Source organism: Galbibacter pacificus (assembly GCF_029603165.1).
GTDB lineage: Bacteria > Bacteroidota > Bacteroidia > Flavobacteriales > Flavobacteriaceae > Galbibacter > Galbibacter pacificus.
The window spans coordinates 525853-543524 of record NZ_JAQSVC010000003.1; the positions used below are offsets into that span (position 1 = coordinate 525853).

A 17672-nucleotide genomic window follows, 5' to 3' on the forward strand; every position below is an offset into this window, starting at 1 on the left:
TATCTGTACTTCTGATACAGTTTTACGTTCCATAAACCGTTAAATCGATGTTAATTTTAGCATATAATAACTTAAAAATAAAGCTAAAATGAATAAACTAAATTTTATCGCGGTATTAACTGTATTATTATCTTTGACTTTTATTGTTTCCTGTGAACCAGAAGAAATTGATTATTATCCTGTAGAAATTCAATCCAAGCCTGTTGATTCTATCCCGGAAAAAACGATTGATAGCTTAGTTAATAATGTTGTAGATAGTACAAGAGCAGATGATACCGGGGACCAAGGAAATCCTATAGATGACGATAGAGAAACTGAAGACTAAATTTTAACATTTATGAAAAGACAATTATTTCTTTTCACTTTAATTTTTTTATTAATATCCTGTACTGAAGAATTTTTGGAAAAGAATGATTCTTCAGTACAGGATCACTTGATTGGTAGAATTACAGAATTAATTGATAATCTAGACAATCTGGAAACTTCCTCGGCAAGAAAGGATAGCCTTGTAAAGGCTTATAATCTTATCATTGAAAATGCAAACGATTCTATAAAGTCAAGGCTGCTTAGCAAAATATCCTATAATTTATATAAGGAACATACAGATTCTGTCTTTTTGGCAATCAATCATCAATCTCAGAAAATTGCCAGAGAAAAGCAAGATTCCATTTCTTTAGCGAATTTATACTGGGATATTGGAAATTATTATGCGAAAGGGATACTGAAGGATAGTGCATTTTTTTACTATTCTCAAGCTCAAAAACTCTTTAAAAATTTGGATCGATCTTTTTTAGAAAGTCGAATGTTGATAAATAAAGCCATTGTTCAAAACTCAATAAAAGATTATGTAGGAAGTGAAATTAATTCTATAAAGGCGCTCGAATTACTAAATCAGGCAAATGAAGAAAAACCTTTTCAACTTTATAGGTGCTATAATAACTTGGGTATTATATACAATGAGCTGGGAGAATACCAGAAATCTATTTCCTATCATGAAAAAGCCTTAAATATTATTGAGGGAACAGATAACAATAATAATTTTGAAGAAAACACGAAAAATAATATTGGGATTGTTAGGCAAAATCAGGGCTTTTACCCTCAGGCAATAGCCATATTTAAGGGATTGCTTCAAGATAATAATTTACGGCATAGAAATATAAAATTATATGCTATGATTTTAGATAACCTGACCTACAATCAGTTCAAAGGAAAGATTATAAATAAAAAAATAGAACATAACTTTCAACTAGCAAAACATATCCGAGATAGCATTAAAGATTATAATGGTCTTGCCATTAGCAATATTCATTTATCCGAATATTTTAAAGAACAGGGTAATTCAGTTGAAGCATATAAATATGCATTAGACGCTAGAGACATTTCAAAAAAAATAGAGGACTATAAAAATCTATTGAGGTCATTAAAAATTTTATCCGAAATTCGAGCTGTAACCAGATTTAAATATTTAAATGAATATTCGAAGATTGCCGATAGCCTAAACAGGGTTGAAAGAGCCCAACGAAATAAGTTTATACGCATAGCCTACGAGACAGAGCAATTTAAATATAGGAATCAGCAGTTAAGAAAACAAAAAATTTATTTGATTGGACTATTAGTAATGTTTGCTGTCTCCGTTGGACTCGTTTTCGTTATCAAAAATAACCGTAGTAAATATAAAATATTACAGTCTGAAAAGGAAAGACAACAAGCAAATGAAGAAGTTTACGCCTTGATGCTATCACAGCAATCAAAATTGCAAGAGGTCAGACAGCAGGAAAAAAATAGGATTTCCTCTGAATTACATGATGGCATTTTGGGGAAAATATTTGGACTTCGATTAAGCTTGGATGGTCTGAATAACAAGAAGGATGACTATTCTATAGGGGTAAGGGCCCGTTATATTGATGAAATTCGCAAAATTGAAGAAGAAATTAGGGATTTATCACATGAATTATTCAATGACTCTAAAATTAAAGAAACTGATTTTGGTGATTTAATCCAAGAATTGATTGAAAGGAAGTCAAAATTAGGAAAATTCAAATTTCATGTACATATTGCAAATGATATACCTTGGCATTATCTAGGGAATGATTTGAAAATTAATATTTATCGTCTTATTCAAGAAGCTTTACAAAACGTCATTAAACATGCTAATGCAAAAAATGTTTATATTAATTTTGAGAATAAAAAGAATGACTTGATTTTAACTATTTCAGACGATGGAAAAGGTTTCAATACCGCTAAAAACGCTCAAGGCATTGGTATTAATAGTATGAGAAATAGGGTTTCAAAAATGAATGGGATTTTAAGTATCCAGTCCAAAGAAAAAGAGGGTACATCAATTATTATTACAATTCCAAGTGTAAATTAATTAAGGCTATGAAAGAAGTTAAAATTTTAATTGTGGATGATCATCCAATGATTGTTGAAGGATACAAAAATGCTATTGAAAATATGGATGGCGGTGATTATATTTTTAAAATTGATATAGCGGATTCCTGTGATACGGGTTTGCATAAAATTAAAAAAGCGTCTGTATCCATTGGTTATGATATTATACTTTTAGACATAAAACTCCCCCCTTCCAAAGACGGTAAAATAGTTTCAGGGGAAGATTTAGCATTAAGAGCAAAAAGACTGTTGCCTGAGGCTAAAATTGCCATATTAACTATGTTCAACAATAATTACAGAATATATAATATTCTAAAAAATATAGACCCAGAAGGCTTGTTAATTAAATCGGATGTAGATTCAGAAGAAATAATAACAGCTGTTAAAACGATACTTGAGAGACCACCATATTATAGCCATACGGTAAATAGGCATTTGAGGACTCAAATATCTAATGATTTTTTATTGGATGACTTTGACCGGGGAATTCTATTTCATATTTCAAAGGGTGTTAAAACTAAGGATTTGCCTAATTATGTCCCATTATCCTTAGCTGCTATTGAAAAGAGGAAAAAGAATCTAAAAATTATTTTCGATGTCTCTTCGGCAGGTGATCAGGCACTGATCGAAAGGTCGAGAGAGAATGGCTTTATCTAAAAAATGATTATATAGAATCTTCATATTTTCTGATATAAGAATTTGGATATAATTCTAAAAGCACCTGTTCAAAAATTTTATCCAATTCTTCATGGGTTAGTACGAAATCCTTTCGCATAATGCAGGAGAAGTATATTTCATTTGTACCTATCACCACAACCTTATTGAGTTTATTAATGTATTGGGTTAAATAATTTCTGTACCAGATATCATAGAGTTTAAATAATTCCTTATCCTTCCTAGTTGGACTATCAGCAGTAAAAAAAGCTATCTTATTTCGGCTTAAAAAGTCAACTGCTATATTTAAAATTGTAAGAGAGATTCTTTTATCAAATTTGCTGGATACAAATTTTGTTCTCTCAAAACTATATTCAAATATTTCAATTTCTTCTTTAAAGTATCCGATAATGTCACTTAATTCAAAAGATACCTTGGTAAAAGTAGCTGCTATTTTGTTCCCTTCAATGGTTGAGAAACTATATAAGTCATCAACTATATGTATAGGATATCCAAGTTTTAAAGGCGAATTGTGTTTTTTAATTACCATAGTTTCTATAATTAGCTAGACTAAGGTATGTCTAAATATTAATTCATATATATGGTTTTACCGTAAAACTGTAAGGTGACTGCAGGGGTATTTGAATACTTTTCAGGGTAATTTTACTCAAAACTTCATAAAATGAAAACTGCTATTAAGTCATTCATACCTCACTCTATATCAGATGGAGATACCGATTTTAGACTGAAAAAATTTATAATTGCCAGAACTAAAGCAATTAATGAGACTTATTGGAAAAGTGATAATCCCACAGCAGAATGGAACCAAATCGGATTAATGACGGGACTTGCAGGCTCTGCTTTAGTTAATTTTTATGTTGGTAATTATTTAGAAAAGAAAGCTTTCATTATTGAAGGTGATCGCATGGTTACTCATATTATAAAATGTTTAAACTCACAGACTTTTAGTCTTTCCAATATTTATTCATTTTGCAATGGTCTTTCGGGAGTTCTTTTTTCGCTTTCCCATTTACAAAAAAAAGGATTTTTATCAGAAAAAATTCATGGACTATCTGAAATTGAAGAGTTTCTTTTCGAAAGAGGGATTAAGGCAATTTCTAAAAACGATATTGATTACTTACACGGGGGACTTGGTGTTCTATATTATTTTCTTAACCAACCAAATAGTTCGAAAAACCGTCAATATATAGAATCCATGTTGGAAGCTTATTCCAGTGCTGCATTAATAGACAGCTCAGGTCTTCGGATAGTAAATCGTTCTTTATTGGAGCGAGAGTCGAACGAATATGACCTAGGTCTGGCACATGGTATTATTGGACATCTTATGATTTTTCTGGAGGTGTACAAAAAAGGTATTAAAACCAAAAAAGTAAAATCTCTTATTGAAAGTGGATTGAAATACATTGAAAATAAGGTGATTGATCCAGGTCACCAAGGATATAGAGCAATGTATCCCGTTAGCTTTATAGAAAACCTTCCCCAAAATGATATGCGAAATTTAGAATTTTATAATTCTCGTCTGGGTTGGTGCTATGGAGACTTAAATATGGCAATGCTTTATATAAAACTATATAAAATTTTTGGAAAAAAAGAGTTCTTAAGGAAAGCTGAGAAAATAGGTGAGTTCTCTGCAATGAGGATTAATAAGGGTGACACCAAAATCACCAATGTTTTTTTCTGTCACGGTTCAAGTGGAGTGGCTTACACCTTTTTAAGATTATATCAGGAAACTTCAAGGCAGCTTTTCAAAGATGCAAGTGACTTTTGGTATCATCATATGCTAGGTCATACACAAAAAAATATAAATGATTTTATAAAGATTAGTGCCACGCGCTGCTTATTAAACGGATTAGGAGGACCGGTATTAGCTGCATTGGCAAGAACAAAACCGAGTGGAGAAGATTGGAATGAAATATTCTTATTAAACTAAATATTATGAAAAAAATTCAATTAGGATTACTAGATTTTGGTAAAAGAAAATCAGAATACAGTAGTATGGGAAAAGTGCTTGATGTGATTGATTATGCAATAGAAGCAGATCAATTGGGGTTTTCAAGATTCTGGCTTTCAGAACATCATAATTTTTCCAGGGAAGAAGCATGGTCAAGTCCGCAGATGCTACTTCCACTGATTCTTTCTGAAACCCAAAGAATTAATGTGGGAATGGCTGGTGTACTGCTTAACTATTACTCATCTTATTCGACAGCTACAAATTTCAAGATGTTAGCAAATTTATTTCCCTCACGAGTGGATTTAGGTTTTGCAGCTGGGACGCCTCCCATGAAAATCTCACAACTTTTGTGTCAAAATAAATTTGATGAGCGTCCAAATACCTTGCCGACAAAATTACAGGAGATTTCGGACTTTTATCATGCCGAAGATGAAATAGCGAAAAATGATCATATAATTATCCCTCCATTTAAAGGACGTGTCCCTCAATTATATATGTTGAGTAATTCTTTCAATAAAACAGAGGAAGCTTTAAAATTAAAGCTCAATATTTCAAAATCTATTTTTCATAACAAGTTTAGTTTGGTATACCAAAAGGATACGATTCAGCAATATAGAGAAAAGTTTTATAATCGATATGGGGATTTCCCCAAAGTTTCAATAGCCTTCACAGGTGTTTGTGCAGAGACAGAACAAAAGGCTAAGAATATTGCAAAGGAGTCTGGATATAAAAACTTTTTTAATGCCATTATTGGTACCCCAGAAATGTTTTATGAGCAATTGAAGGAGCACCAATATAATTTTGATGTGGATGAATTTATATTTCATGATTGTGATCCCCTTAATTCAAGGCGAATAGATACTTTAAAAAAACTTAGTCATACTTTCAATTTAACTAAAGAAAAATCCCTTTATAATGAAATTTAATATTGAACCATTTAACCGTTTTATATACAGGATTCCTGCTTTAAATGTAGAAGAATTAATGACATTGGGATCTGTTGATGCATATGATAGAAATTTAAAGAAGCTTTTAAGTAATAAGGAATTTCAAGAAGCATTATATCTTGCCTCACCGGCTTTTCTGGACGAGGTTTTAAAATTTATTGACAATGATGATTATGCCGAAAAGAATTCCAAAAGGATGATTAGTTTTAGAACTACTGCTTTGAAATATCTTAATAGGATTTGTACCAGACCTACACCATTCGGAGTGTTTGCCGGTTGTGGTGTTGGGAATGTTGATGGGGAAAGTATTCAAGTTACACCACGCTCTGAAAACAGGATAAATCGAAAAGTGCGATTTGATATGGAATTTTTGGAATTGGTCAAAGAAGGAATTCTTAAAAACCCGGAAGATCGGAGGTTGTTTAGGTTTTATACAAATAACACCGTATATGAATTATCAGATGAATATAGATACATTGCATACAATAATACCCAAAAAAAACGGAATCATACCCTCTCAAGTATTATGAAGACTCCTTATTTGTCTTGGATATTGGAACAATCCAAGAAGGGCTTAACCTATCAGGAGATACTAAAATTTTTGCTTGATTCCAATATCGCAAAGGACAGCGCTATTGAGTATATTGACGACCTAATAGATTCTAAAATTTTAATTTCGGAACTTGAACCTCATATTATAAGTGATTCTTCCTATGAATATAGACTTATTAACACCTTAGAATCTAAGGGGAGCCTTCTAAGTGCAAAACAAAAAAACACATTGTCTACTCTAAAATCTGCTGTAAGAGACCTTGAATCACTAAACACTACTACACTCGTTTATAGCTATTTACTCCAAATTGAAAACAGCCTTAAAACTATTATAGATAAGAAGGTTAAGAATTATTTTCAAATTGATTCTGAAATGCTGCATAGCCATTCAAATCTACCGAAGAAGACCGTTTGGGATATCAAGAAATCTATGAAAGTGTTTCTCCAATTAACCTCTTTAAGCAACCAGAATAACGAGATAATTTCATTTAAAAATAGCTTTAAAGAACGTTATGGTTCTAAATCGGTACGATTAGTAGAGCTACTGGACCCCGAATTAGGACTCAGCTATGGGCAGTTTTCAGATAATCAATTATATCCTTGTCCCATTATTGATGATATTCCCATATCCAAAAGAAAAAGTGATTCCGATTTACTGGTTTGGAATAATAAGGTACATACAATGCTATTTAATAAAATCCTGAATGCACTAAAAACTCACGATCACGTTAAAATAGAAGTTCAAGATCTAGAAAGCTATAGTTTTGATCAATCACACATACCGGCTACCATTACAGCTTTTCTTCAACTTATTCCTGACCAAAACAACGAATATCTCATTCATTTAAAAAATTGGGGTTCAGATTCGGCAACTACTATTTTGGGGCGTTTTACATCGTTATCACCTGAAATGGACGAATTGGTTAAGGATATTTCTTCTTTTGAGCAAAAATGTCTTCCCAGTCATAAAATATTATCAGAAATTAATCATTTGCCAAATGCTAAAATTGGTAATATAATTTCACGAAGTAAGTTTAGAAAACATGAAATACCTTATGTTACAAAATCAAATTCCAACGAAACAGGTTTAATTGACATTAATAAACTGTATGTTAAATTGGTTGATGGGAAATTTAAAATTCTGGATATTGAAAATAAGCGGCAAATTATTCCAATATTATCCAATGCTCACAATTTCAAAAAAGACAGCTTGCCGATTTATAAGTTTCTATGCGATATTCAGAATGAATCTGATCAAGAGCGGTTGTATATGAATTTAAATTTGGGTCCTATTACTACTTTACTCGATCATATACCGAGGATTACCCATAAGAAAACTATTCTCAGACTGGCAACATGGAAGCTACGAAAGAAAGATTTTGATTGGTTGTTTAATACACCCGAAAGCAAAAGATTGGATGCAATAAAGCAATATTTAAAAAAGAACCACCTTCCTAAACAATTTTTCATTACCAGTGGTGATAATAAACTATTGATAGATTTTCAAAATATTCCTTACCCATCCTTGTTATTATTTTCAGAAGAAATTCATAAATACGGGGCTATCATTATTGAAGAAAACCCATATGGAGAAAATTTCAGCAGTGTAATAAATAATGAAAAGGGTAATTTTTTACATGAACTTATAGTACCATTTAAAAACCATTCTCGGCTTGAGGACGCCAAATTTACGGACGATAATAATTATGATTCATATGTTACTCAAAGAAAATTTCATCCAGGATCTGAATGGGTTTATTTTAAAATTTTTTCAGGTATACATACAAGAGAGATTATCATACAACAACTCTCACCATTAATTGATTATTTAAAATCAAAAGGAATAATTCAGAAGTGGTTCTTCATTAAATATTCGGATCCTGAAAATCATTTGAGGCTTAGATTTAAGTTATTTAAAAGGCAGCAAACCGGGGTAGTCATCGAATCCGTCTTTAAATTATTCGAAGGCCATTTAAAGTCCAAAAAAATATCACGCATAAACCTGGATACCTACGAAAGAGAAATTGAACGTTACGGAGGTGATCAGCTAATGAACCAGTCTGAGACTATATTTCAAATTGATAGTGAATGGTCATTATCTCTGTTAAAAAGCATTAACAATCATCCGGTACTTAGGGAAAATTATTGGTTAATTGCATTAAAAATATGTGATATCTATATGAATGCCTTTGATTTTGGAGATGCATTAAAGCTTCAATTTTCCAAAAGAAAAAAAGAAGATCTGAGTAGAGAATTTAATGCAAATAAAATTCAAAAAAGAAAAATATTAAATAAATATAAAGATAATGAGCAAGCAATTAATAAGGTAATAAATAAACCTCAAAGTATTTTCCCAAAGAAATTGGTTGAAGAATTCGAAGCTTTTGAAAAGGATCTTAGTAATTTTTATCAAAGCGATATTCAAGGCAACTCCAGGTCATTGGAAATAAGACTTTTAGTAAGTTATATTCATATGTCCTTGATTAGAATACTCCCATCAAAAAACAGACTACATGAATACTTTATTTTTTCAATTATTGAGTGTCATTACCGTATTAAGGTGGGTAAATCAAAAGCTAATAGTAAATCACATGTATAAAAAAAGACCCTTTTATCGACAGAAAAATTCCATGGATTGTGGAATCACCTGTTTGCGTATGATTTGTAAATATTATGGGAAGCGAATAGCTGCATCGACACTATTGAATATAGTCGAAGTGGAAAATGTTGGTATTTCCATGGCCGGTATAAAGAAAACCGGAGAGAGCATAGGACTTGATGTACAGGGATTCAGATTAACTGAACTTGACCAGCTAAAACTTCTATCAAAGGATTTACCCTTTATTGTACACTGGAACCGTAAACATTTTGTCACTGTCTATAGTCTGGGTAAAAGGAGCATTGTAATTGGAGATCCCGCAAAGGGTATTTTGCGCGTTTCATATAAAGAATTTTATAAAAAAGCCTTTAAAACGGATAGAGGTAGTGCACAAGCTCCAGCAGCAAATATTTTAACTCTGGAGCCAACCGAAGCTTTTGAAAAAATTCAAGATGATAAATCTCAACGATTGCCAAAAATTGACTTTATAAAGAAACATTTACGGGATAAAAAATTTTATTTTGTCGTAATCTTTTTGGGATTGTTGGCGTTAATGAGTATTCAATTCGTATTGCCTTTTCTCACTAAGAATGTTGTAGACGTTGGAATCAAGAATGGTGATCTTGATATGATCAAGTATCTTTTGATGGGCCAATTTTTCTTAATTATTAGCAAAGCCATATTTGAAGCTTCTAGAAATTATATTATACAACATTTAAGTGTGAGAATCAATTATTCTCTATTGGCCAATTTTATTGAAAAACTTTTTAAGTTGACAGTTCCTTTTTTTGAGAAAAGAAAAATAGGTGATTTACTACAGAGAATTAAGGATCATCAAAGAGTGGAGTTTTTTTTAACCAAGTCCCTTTTGAATGTCTCGATATCAATTTTAACAGTAATGGTCTTCTCTACCGTTCTATTCATTTTTAATAAGATTTTTTTCTTTCTATTTCTCGGAGCTACAGTGTTATATGTTTCATGGATCATGATTTTTCTGCCAACTCGGAAAAAAATTGATTGGGAGAGATTTGAAGTAGGATCCAGAAATCAAACAATTTTAGTTCAGGCTATTAGTGGAATTCAAGACTTGAAAATTTATGGTGCATTTCCCTATCTCCTAAGTAAATGGAAATCAAATCAGAAAGATTATATAAAAAACGCTTTTAAAACATTAAAAATCACTCAAATACAGGAGACTGGCGCATCATATATTTATCAATTGTCGCAAATTGTAATATTGTTTTTCTCTGCACGATTGATTATTATGAATCAATTAACCATTGGTTCAATGTTGTCTATTCAATTCATTATTGGTCAGTTGATATCACCTGTTCAACAATTATTGATGTCTGTAATTTTTGGAGTCGAAGCCAAATTAAGTTTTGATAGAATATTTGATTTATGGGATGCTCCTGAAGAAAATCATCAAGATAATAAAATAGAAGATTTTGAATCTAAAATAGCGTTTAAAAATGTGCGATTTAAGCATGGTGGTCATCAGTCAAGTTTTATTTTAAATGATGTCAATATTGAAATCAGGAAAGGAGAAACTATAGCCATTGTAGGAAGTAGTGGTAGTGGAAAAACCACTATTTTAAAGTTATTACTAGGATATTATTCAGATTACAATGGCTCTATCTCTATTGATAACAGAGAATTGAATTCTTTGAATATTGAAAGTTGGAGAAAGAAATGCGGAGTGGTACTTCAGGATAACTATATTTTTTCGGATACTTTGGCAAAAAATATTGCCTTATCAGAAAAATTTGATATGAATAAAATAAGAGAGGCAGTTAGAATAGCTGACCTTGATCAGTATGTTAAAACTTTACCATTAAAATATAATACAGTTATCGGTGATGACGGAATGGGTTTAAGCCAAGGTCAAAAACAAAGAATATTAATTGCCAGAGCAGTTTATAAGCAACCTGAAATTTTATTATTGGATGAGGCGACTAACGCACTGGATTCTGAAACCGAGACAAATATTATTAATAACCTCAACGGCCATGCCTCAAAGAAAACGGTAGTTCTTATAGCCCACAGGCTAAGTACTGTAAAACATGCCAATAAAATATATGTTTTCAAAGACGGCATGATTGGAGAATCTGGTAGTCATGATGAATTGATCAATTCAGGTGGAATTTATTACAATCTGGTTCAACGCCAATTAAATCAATCAACATATGCAATTTCTCAATAGAAAACCTTATTATCTTCTTGTAGGAGCAACGTTAGTTTATATAGGTTTTATCACAACCTTACTTTATGTATTATTATGTTGTAAAACAGTTGATTACAAATCTGTTAATATTAGAATTGACAATCTTCATAAACAAAATGAATTTTGGACTGGAGATCTTTATGCCGAAGATTCTATAAATTTCACGGAAAGAAAACAGGTGATGAAGATTAAATCAAATGGTGAAGAACATTTTATTAATTTTGAAATTCTTAAGGGGCACTCCCAATTTCTAAAAATTAAAATAAGTGATTCCAGTCCAAAGATGATTAATCATTATACAGTATTAGAGGGTACAATTTTTAAAAGGAAAGCGTCTGAAAAAGTAATTCTGAGCGATTTATTGTCATATTAAATTTTCCAAAAGGAAAAATGATTTAGCATATCTATAGTCGTTGGCTTTCTTTCCCATCATGAATATTAATTGCCCTATTATTCCTTCAGCGAAAGACATGTTCTTTATGGTAAATGAATTAATACTACTTTTCCGGATCTTTGATTCAATTATCTGATTTGTTAAAAATCGGTAATTCTGATCACAAAGTATAGATAAACTATTCTTGTCGATTGATAAGCTTTGGTAAATTTCCAGAAAAGTAGCAAGGCCGGTTTGACCATATAATAGCCCTGGTTTTGGACCTTCCATAATAGTAGTTTGTATACGATTTAATATAAAGGGCTCAATTTCATTCAATTCCTTTTGGATAAGACCATCCAAAGCTTTATTACTATGTTGGAGCGCATATAAGATTCCGGCGTCACCGTAACAAATATTTAATCGGCTAATTGGCTTTTGACCATATTTATCAGGAAATACAGATTGATAAAGACCATGATCCTGTTTTTGATTGATTAAAAATAGTGTAAATTGTTCTAGAAGGTTCTTACTGCCTAGTTCCGGATACACTTTATTTACCAAGCTTAAGTAAGTCACTATAAAACTGATACCATGAGCAAGACCTAATTGTACTGATCTATCATTTTGATTACGTATATATGCTCCTTCTATAGTAACCTTTTTATTTAATTCTAAATAAGAAATGAATTCCTGTATCTTTAATTTATCCTTTCTTAATAAGAAAAGATAATAAATATAACCTCCTCCGGTATATGGATCAATATTATCGCTTACAAGAAAATTTCGGGAATAGGACAGCAGGAGATTGTAAACCTCAGATTTAAAACTTTGTAAGTCGAGTTTTTGGAAAGCCTCTAAATCCAAGATATCTAATAACAAGCTTACCTCCGTTAATTCAATAAATAAAAATGAACTGGGTTTTTCTAGTGAATTTTGGATTGATTGCATTAAATCCTCACATAAATCCTGACACACATATAAATCAGTCTCTTTTTTATATACTAAGTATTTATACCATAAAAAGAGGATGGTTCCGGATTTACCATAACCAATATCATTTCTTTTAAACTGATATTGATTTTGGAGTAGGATATCCTGCCATTGATCTAAATATGGTAATTTGTGCATTTTTAAAATTGTTTATTTTTTAGTACAGGGAATTCAACTAATCCTATATACATCCAAATACCTTCTTGTTTTTAAACAAAAGCTAAAGATGGCTTTCTGATGAATGTTCTCCTCATTGGCCGCCATTACCTATTGTTTAATCTTCTAATTATAAAATTATGAAAAAAATAGCACCCTGATTCAGTAAGCAAATTTATTACAAAATTGTTCTTCTTGTTTACTCCCGCAATCCGGAAGGTTTAACAATAAGTGCTCTAATTCGTGTAGACTGCACTATTGTTTTCAGGGTCAAGTTCTATCACCTTTTTATAGTGCTGAATGGCTAGTTCTTTATTTCCTTCAGCTAAGTATTCTTCGGCCGAACTCTGATGGGCTTCTGATGAATTAGGAAATATCTCAACAGTGTATTTGTATATTTCCATAGCTTCTTTGTTCATTCCTTTATAGACTAAATAGTTCCCTTCATTAATTAAACTTTCTTCCATCATATGGTGGGTAGTATAAATTTTTCGGTTTTGAAAAAAGGCAGCATTCAATTTAAAAATACTTATCGCTTCCTGTATCTTACCTGACTTTAGTAGTTGATGCCCCACTTCATTTAATTCGATTCCGTTTAACGGTTTTTCTTCGAGGCTGTTATACCATTGAATGGCTGATGTGACCCCATTCTCATTGATGTTGGTTACCATTTGTTGTATGTTACTTTCTTCAGGGACATAAACTTTTCCTCCTTTTATAACTGTTTTATCGGATAAGAAATTTTCATGATTTGTAAACGGGCTTTTATCAAAGAGCACCAAATCTGCCTTTTTTCCTATTTCGATAGAACCGTATTCTCCTGTAATATTCATGGCCTTTGCTCCGTTCCATGTCGCTATCTGAAGGATGTCTTCCATAGGAAAACCTGCTTTACTAAGCTGGAGAAGCTCAGACAAAAGCGCTCTACCACCATATTTACAATCGGTGCCAATTCTAATTTTAACCCCTTTATCATGTGCTGTTTTCAGGACCTCCATCATAGCGTTAAAACCTTTGGAGGTTTGTTTTTTAAAACGATTGGTATTGGTTGGGATGTAGGGTGTATCTCTTAATGGAAAGCTGTTGAATGAGGTATAGAAATCTGTATCTCCGGTAGCAGAGGCCAGTACGTTGACGGTTGTGCTTATTGTAGCACCTTTCCTGGCCATTCTGTCCAATAATGCCTCTATCTCAGCATTCAATTCGGGGGTATCTTTTATATAGTCAAAGAACAATGCCATGTCCGCGGCAAACTCATCCAGCGTCCCTGTCCGTTCCAATTTATATTTTTTAACAAATGGTTCCCAATGCTTTTCATAATTAAAGACATTGGCTGCCAAGGTGAAAAAATGCTCGAAATTTTTAAGTCCTGAGTCCATAGCATCTTGAAGGCTAACTCTATACTGGATGTGACCTGAAACATTCATATGTTCTTTTTTGGCTTCCCTTAGGATCGCCTTCATTTCGGGTTCACGCAATCTTGAATACAACTTAATATGCTTTACTCCTAATTCAGCGTATTCACGGATTTTCTTTTTACCATCTTCCGGACTCATGATTTCTACATGATGTTGAACGGGTTCTCTTTCTTCATCTGAAATTAAAGCCCCTCCACTGATAAACAGATTGGGATAATCCGGAGATGGATTTTGTTGCCAGTTAAGGGTAACATCCATCCACGGTTCAGGATCTCCCATACTTACGATGGTAGTAGTGCCGAATTTTAAATACGTTTCAGACAGTCTTTTTCGGTAAGAATCATCAATAAATTCTGGAGCCACATCATCTCCTATGGCATAGAGTTGACAAAGATGTGTATGGGTGTCAATAAACCCCGGGATCAGTAAACGTCCGTTTCCTTCAATAACACGGGTTGCCTTGGATTTTTGGGAAGCATTGATAATGGCAGCTATAGTGTCCTTATTAATTAAAACTGTTTTTTTGTGAAGTATTTTTTTATGCTTACTATCGAAAACTGTTACGTTCCGTATCGCTACATCATAATTTGTATCTTTTTTACAGGCAGAGAATACTAAAATTCCCAAGAGAATTAAAACTAATTTCTTCATGGTATTGGCTTTATATACTAAAGACGATACATTTAAAAAATTGTTACGAAATATTCAATTACTAAAAGATACTGCTTCTGACAATCTAGTGTGAGTGATAAAAATGTTTTCATAAGCAACAAGTTACTGAAAAAATTTGCACGCCATTTGCAAACAAAAGTTTGATGTTTTCTGTATTGATTTAAACACAAAAATTATCAATATATTGATAATCAGTATATTACAATTTTATAAGTTTCCGAAAATCCCTATTTTAAAAAACTCATAATCAGGGGGTCCATGGTTCGAGCCCATGTGGGACCACCAGTAAATTCAAGGCTTCGGATATGGAAGGCTTTTTTTATATCCTTTGGGTACGTATGCACCCCATCAAGTACATCTTTTAACTTAGGGTAAGTTTATTTACTGGTTTTGTTTGATCTAAACTTGCTTTAATTTCTTGTAGTTCTGAGGATAAAGATTTCGGATATCTTTATGATTGATGGACATGATATTCTCTAAGGTATATTTGAGCCACTGATATGGGTTTACCTCGTGTTTTTTGCAGATCGCTATTTGCGAATTTTAAAATGCCATTTTAGATATAGGGTCGATAGGTCTTGGCGTTTTTACTCAAAAATGCCAGTAAATAGATTTTACTGGTAAAAATGAGTAATTTTAAAAAATGTCACTATATTTGTAGTAAAGGCAAAAATGAGTAATTCATAAATATGCCAAAAATATTAAATACTGGCAAAATTGAGCTATGTCTAAAATTATTGATCGTCAAATATCAAAACATTTTAAAAGTAAAGGGTATTTCGACCGAGATACCCTTAGTTCCTTTTTGAATGATTTGAATCCGGAATTCACGGAAAGTGCATTAACATGGAGAATTCATGATTTGGTCAAGAGAAAGGTGATTGATCAAGTGAAGTTGGGAGTATATACCATTTCAAATAAAGAAGCTTATAAACCATTTGTATCGAATAAACTGGCTCAATTATCAAAGATTGTGGCCAAAGAATTTGACGAATTGGATTATTGTCTTTGGAGTACTGAATGGTTGAATGATTTTACACGGCATCAATTGGGAACCTTCTTTTATATACTGGAGGTGGAAAAGGATTTTATAGAGGAAATATTCAATGCGTATTCAGAATCTAAACAGTATAGGGTGTACCTCGATCCTACAGAGGACATCATGGAAAGGTATGTAGAAAGCGAAATTTCTATAGTCATTAAACCATTAATCAGCCGTTCGCCAAAACAGAAAATTACAGTTAAGGAAAAGTCCAAGGATAACATCTATGTGCCGACCTTGGAGAAAATACTAATTGATGTGTATAGCGATGCTGTAACCTTCTATGCTATTCAGGGAAGTGAAATGGATACACTGTTTGAAAATGCCTTGAAACGCTATCAAATAAACTTTACCAAACTCATTAGCTACGCCAGAAGAAGAAATAAGGAGATTCAAATTAAAAGTTACTTAGAGAACAACTTTGGTGACTTTGTAAAAGGTATTTTAGAATGATAAAAGCACATTGTTTTACTAAAGAGTGGATCAACGGTTTTAAACAGCAAAAGCATTTGAAGCGTATCAATCCTCCAGTTCTAGAGAAGATGATACAAGCACTATCACTTTTACAACAGTTAAAAGCTCATGGTCTGGATTTTACCTTTAAAGGAGGGACAAGCCTCGTTTTACTACTTGCTAAGTCGAGAAGGTTTTCTGTTGATATCGATATAATTACTACTCAAACCCGTAAAGAAGTAGAAGCTATTTTGGACAAAGTGGTAGCGAGTTCACATTTCACCAAATGGGATTTACAAGATCGAAGAAGTTACAAAGAAGGTGTGCCAAAGGCTCATTACGAATTTGATTATGAATCGAGCCTGAACCAAAGTGCTCATTTTGTGCTGTTAGATATTTTATTTGAGAAAACCGATTACCCAAGATTGTTGTTAGCTCCTATACGATCGGAGTGGATTGAATCTGAAGAAATATTGGAGGTAGCCGTACCCTCCATAGAATCTATTTTTGGCGATAAACTTACTGCATTTGCTCCAAATACTGTTGGAATCCTTTATGACAAAGGCAAAGAGCAGGAGATTATTAAGCAACTTTTTGATATAGGTTGCCTTTTTGATGAAGTCGAAAACGTAGAAGAAATAGCATTGAGCTTTGAGAAAATTGGAAGTAAGGAAATTAGATACCGTGAACTTGAAATTGGTTTAGGAGATATACTAGATGATATTTTTACTACTTCTTTACTTATAGCTAAACGAACCAAGAATACTGAAGAGCCAGACAAAACAAGGTTTATGGAACTCACTAATGGAATACGAAGGTTCGAAGGATTTTTAATCGCTGAAAATTTCAAAATAGAAGATGCTATATTGGCAGCAGGTAAAGCAGCTTACCTAGCTAAAAAATTGAAAAACAAAGACTATTCGGCTATAGTTAAATTTAATGGTCAGGATGTAAGTAAACTAGAAATTACTGGTGAGCTAAACTTCTTGAACAAACTCAAAAAATCAAGAGACAAAGCTGCATTTTTCTATTGGTATACGGCTCTTAACGAGTCGAGTAACTCTTTAATTTAATTGCTTTTGATCAAGAAAGTCTTGATGAAATGAATGAGAACACCGAAAATTCTAGGCAAAAACCCAATTAAACTTTGGCAAATAATCCAAAATTTGCCAAAGTTGTATGCTATTATATTTATAGCCAAATATTTTTTTACACCCAAAAGGGTG

General features: G+C 32.4%; 13 protein-coding genes and 1 pseudogene. 10 read left to right on the plus strand and 4 right to left on the minus strand.

Annotated elements, in window-relative coordinates:
- The first annotated feature begins 88 nt into the window (after positions 1-88).
- Genes PSF86_RS10750 through PSF86_RS10760 form a run of 3 tightly spaced genes read left to right on the plus strand, consistent with a single transcriptional unit; the run spans position 89 to position 3048 of the window.
- Entirely contained in the window at positions 89-325 is a 237-nt protein-coding gene (locus PSF86_RS10750; RefSeq protein ID WP_277900076.1) for a hypothetical protein, read from the plus strand.
- Between the two features lie 12 nt (positions 326-337).
- A complete protein-coding gene (locus PSF86_RS10755) occupies positions 338-2371 on the plus strand; it encodes a tetratricopeptide repeat-containing sensor histidine kinase (RefSeq protein WP_277900077.1) in 2034 nt (677 codons plus the stop codon).
- A gap of 8 nt (positions 2372-2379) precedes the next feature.
- Positions 2380-3048, plus strand: coding sequence for a response regulator (locus tag PSF86_RS10760; protein WP_277900078.1), 669 nt, complete (start codon positions 2380-2382; stop codon positions 3046-3048).
- 7 nt (positions 3049-3055) lie between these two features.
- On the opposite strand, the gene PSF86_RS10765 is transcribed toward PSF86_RS10760, so the two are convergent.
- A complete protein-coding gene (locus PSF86_RS10765; RefSeq protein WP_277900079.1) occupies positions 3056-3595 on the minus strand; it encodes a hypothetical protein in 540 nt (179 codons plus the stop codon).
- Positions 3596-3727: 132 nt separating this feature from the next.
- Here PSF86_RS10765 and PSF86_RS10770 point away from each other — a divergent pair, with 132 nt between their 5' ends.
- From PSF86_RS10770 to PSF86_RS10790, 5 genes are read left to right on the plus strand one after another with little or no spacing between them, the layout of a single operon-like run.
- A complete protein-coding gene (locus PSF86_RS10770) occupies positions 3728-4996 on the plus strand; it encodes a lanthionine synthetase LanC family protein (RefSeq protein WP_277900080.1) in 1269 nt (422 codons plus the stop codon).
- Positions 4997-5001: 5 nt separating this feature from the next.
- Entirely contained in the window at positions 5002-5943 is a 942-nt protein-coding gene (locus PSF86_RS10775) for an LLM class flavin-dependent oxidoreductase (RefSeq protein ID WP_277900081.1), read from the plus strand.
- Entirely contained in the window at positions 5933-9115 is a 3183-nt protein-coding gene (locus PSF86_RS10780; RefSeq protein WP_277900082.1) for a lantibiotic dehydratase, read from the plus strand. The genes PSF86_RS10775 and PSF86_RS10780 overlap by 11 nt, the downstream gene beginning before the upstream one ends.
- Positions 9108-11318, plus strand: a complete 2211-nt coding sequence (locus PSF86_RS10785) for a peptidase domain-containing ABC transporter (RefSeq protein WP_277900083.1) — start codon at positions 9108-9110, stop codon at positions 11316-11318. Before PSF86_RS10780 ends, PSF86_RS10785 begins: the two co-directional genes overlap by 8 nt.
- On the plus strand, positions 11302-11712 hold the full coding sequence (locus PSF86_RS10790) for a hypothetical protein (protein WP_277900084.1): 411 nt from the start codon (positions 11302-11304) through the stop codon (positions 11710-11712). Before PSF86_RS10785 ends, PSF86_RS10790 begins: the two co-directional genes overlap by 17 nt.
- Here the strand turns inward: PSF86_RS10790 and PSF86_RS10795 are convergent.
- The 3 genes and pseudogenes from PSF86_RS10795 to PSF86_RS10805 form a co-directional block, all read right to left on the minus strand.
- Positions 11704-12843, minus strand: coding sequence for a lanthionine synthetase LanC family protein (locus PSF86_RS10795; RefSeq protein WP_277900085.1), 1140 nt, complete (start codon positions 12841-12843; stop codon positions 11704-11706). The genes PSF86_RS10790 and PSF86_RS10795 overlap by 9 nt on opposite strands.
- Before the next feature lie 254 nt (positions 12844-13097).
- Positions 13098-14930: an amidohydrolase family protein gene (locus PSF86_RS10800; protein ID WP_277900086.1), complete on the minus strand. Its 1833-nt coding sequence runs from the start codon at positions 14928-14930 to the stop codon at positions 13098-13100.
- A 420-nt stretch (positions 14931-15350) separates the two neighbouring features.
- A pseudogene (locus PSF86_RS10805) lies at positions 15351-15491 on the minus strand (transposase domain-containing protein); the annotation flags it as partial.
- 184 nt (positions 15492-15675) lie between these two features.
- Between PSF86_RS10805 and PSF86_RS10810 the strand changes: the two are divergent.
- Together PSF86_RS10810 and PSF86_RS10815 are read left to right on the plus strand one after the other, a co-directional pair.
- Positions 15676-16446 (plus strand): DUF6577 family protein, encoded by a 771-nt coding sequence (locus PSF86_RS10810; RefSeq protein ID WP_277900087.1) that lies wholly within the window; start codon positions 15676-15678, stop codon positions 16444-16446.
- On the plus strand, positions 16443-17519 hold the full coding sequence (locus tag PSF86_RS10815; RefSeq protein WP_277900088.1) for a nucleotidyl transferase AbiEii/AbiGii toxin family protein: 1077 nt from the start codon (positions 16443-16445) through the stop codon (positions 17517-17519). The genes PSF86_RS10810 and PSF86_RS10815 overlap by 4 nt, the downstream gene beginning before the upstream one ends.
- Positions 17520-17672 lie beyond the last annotated feature (153 nt).

Excerpts from the sequence above, each read along its gene's own strand:
- PSF86_RS10750 (WP_277900076.1), top strand. The coding sequence starts at position 89 with ATGAATAAACTAAATTTTATCGCGGTATTAACTGTATTATTATCTTTG.
- PSF86_RS10755 (WP_277900077.1), top strand. The coding sequence starts at position 338 with ATGAAAAGACAATTATTTCTTTTCACTTTAATTTTTTTATTAATATCC.
- PSF86_RS10760 (WP_277900078.1), top strand. The coding sequence starts at position 2,380 with ATGAAAGAAGTTAAAATTTTAATTGTGGATGATCATCCAATGATTGTT.
- PSF86_RS10765 (WP_277900079.1), bottom strand. The coding sequence starts at position 3,595 with ATGGTAATTAAAAAACACAATTCGCCTTTAAAACTTGGATATCCTATA.
- PSF86_RS10770 (WP_277900080.1), top strand. The coding sequence starts at position 3,728 with ATGAAAACTGCTATTAAGTCATTCATACCTCACTCTATATCAGATGGA.
- PSF86_RS10775 (WP_277900081.1), top strand. The coding sequence starts at position 5,002 with ATGAAAAAAATTCAATTAGGATTACTAGATTTTGGTAAAAGAAAATCA.
- PSF86_RS10780 (WP_277900082.1), top strand. The coding sequence starts at position 5,933 with ATGAAATTTAATATTGAACCATTTAACCGTTTTATATACAGGATTCCT.
- PSF86_RS10785 (WP_277900083.1), top strand. The coding sequence starts at position 9,108 with ATGTATAAAAAAAGACCCTTTTATCGACAGAAAAATTCCATGGATTGT.
- PSF86_RS10790 (WP_277900084.1), top strand. The coding sequence starts at position 11,302 with ATGCAATTTCTCAATAGAAAACCTTATTATCTTCTTGTAGGAGCAACG.
- PSF86_RS10795 (WP_277900085.1), bottom strand. The coding sequence starts at position 12,843 with ATGCACAAATTACCATATTTAGATCAATGGCAGGATATCCTACTCCAA.
- PSF86_RS10800 (WP_277900086.1), bottom strand. The coding sequence starts at position 14,930 with ATGAAGAAATTAGTTTTAATTCTCTTGGGAATTTTAGTATTCTCTGCC.
- PSF86_RS10810 (WP_277900087.1), top strand. The coding sequence starts at position 15,676 with ATGTCTAAAATTATTGATCGTCAAATATCAAAACATTTTAAAAGTAAA.
- PSF86_RS10815 (WP_277900088.1), top strand. The coding sequence starts at position 16,443 with ATGATAAAAGCACATTGTTTTACTAAAGAGTGGATCAACGGTTTTAAA.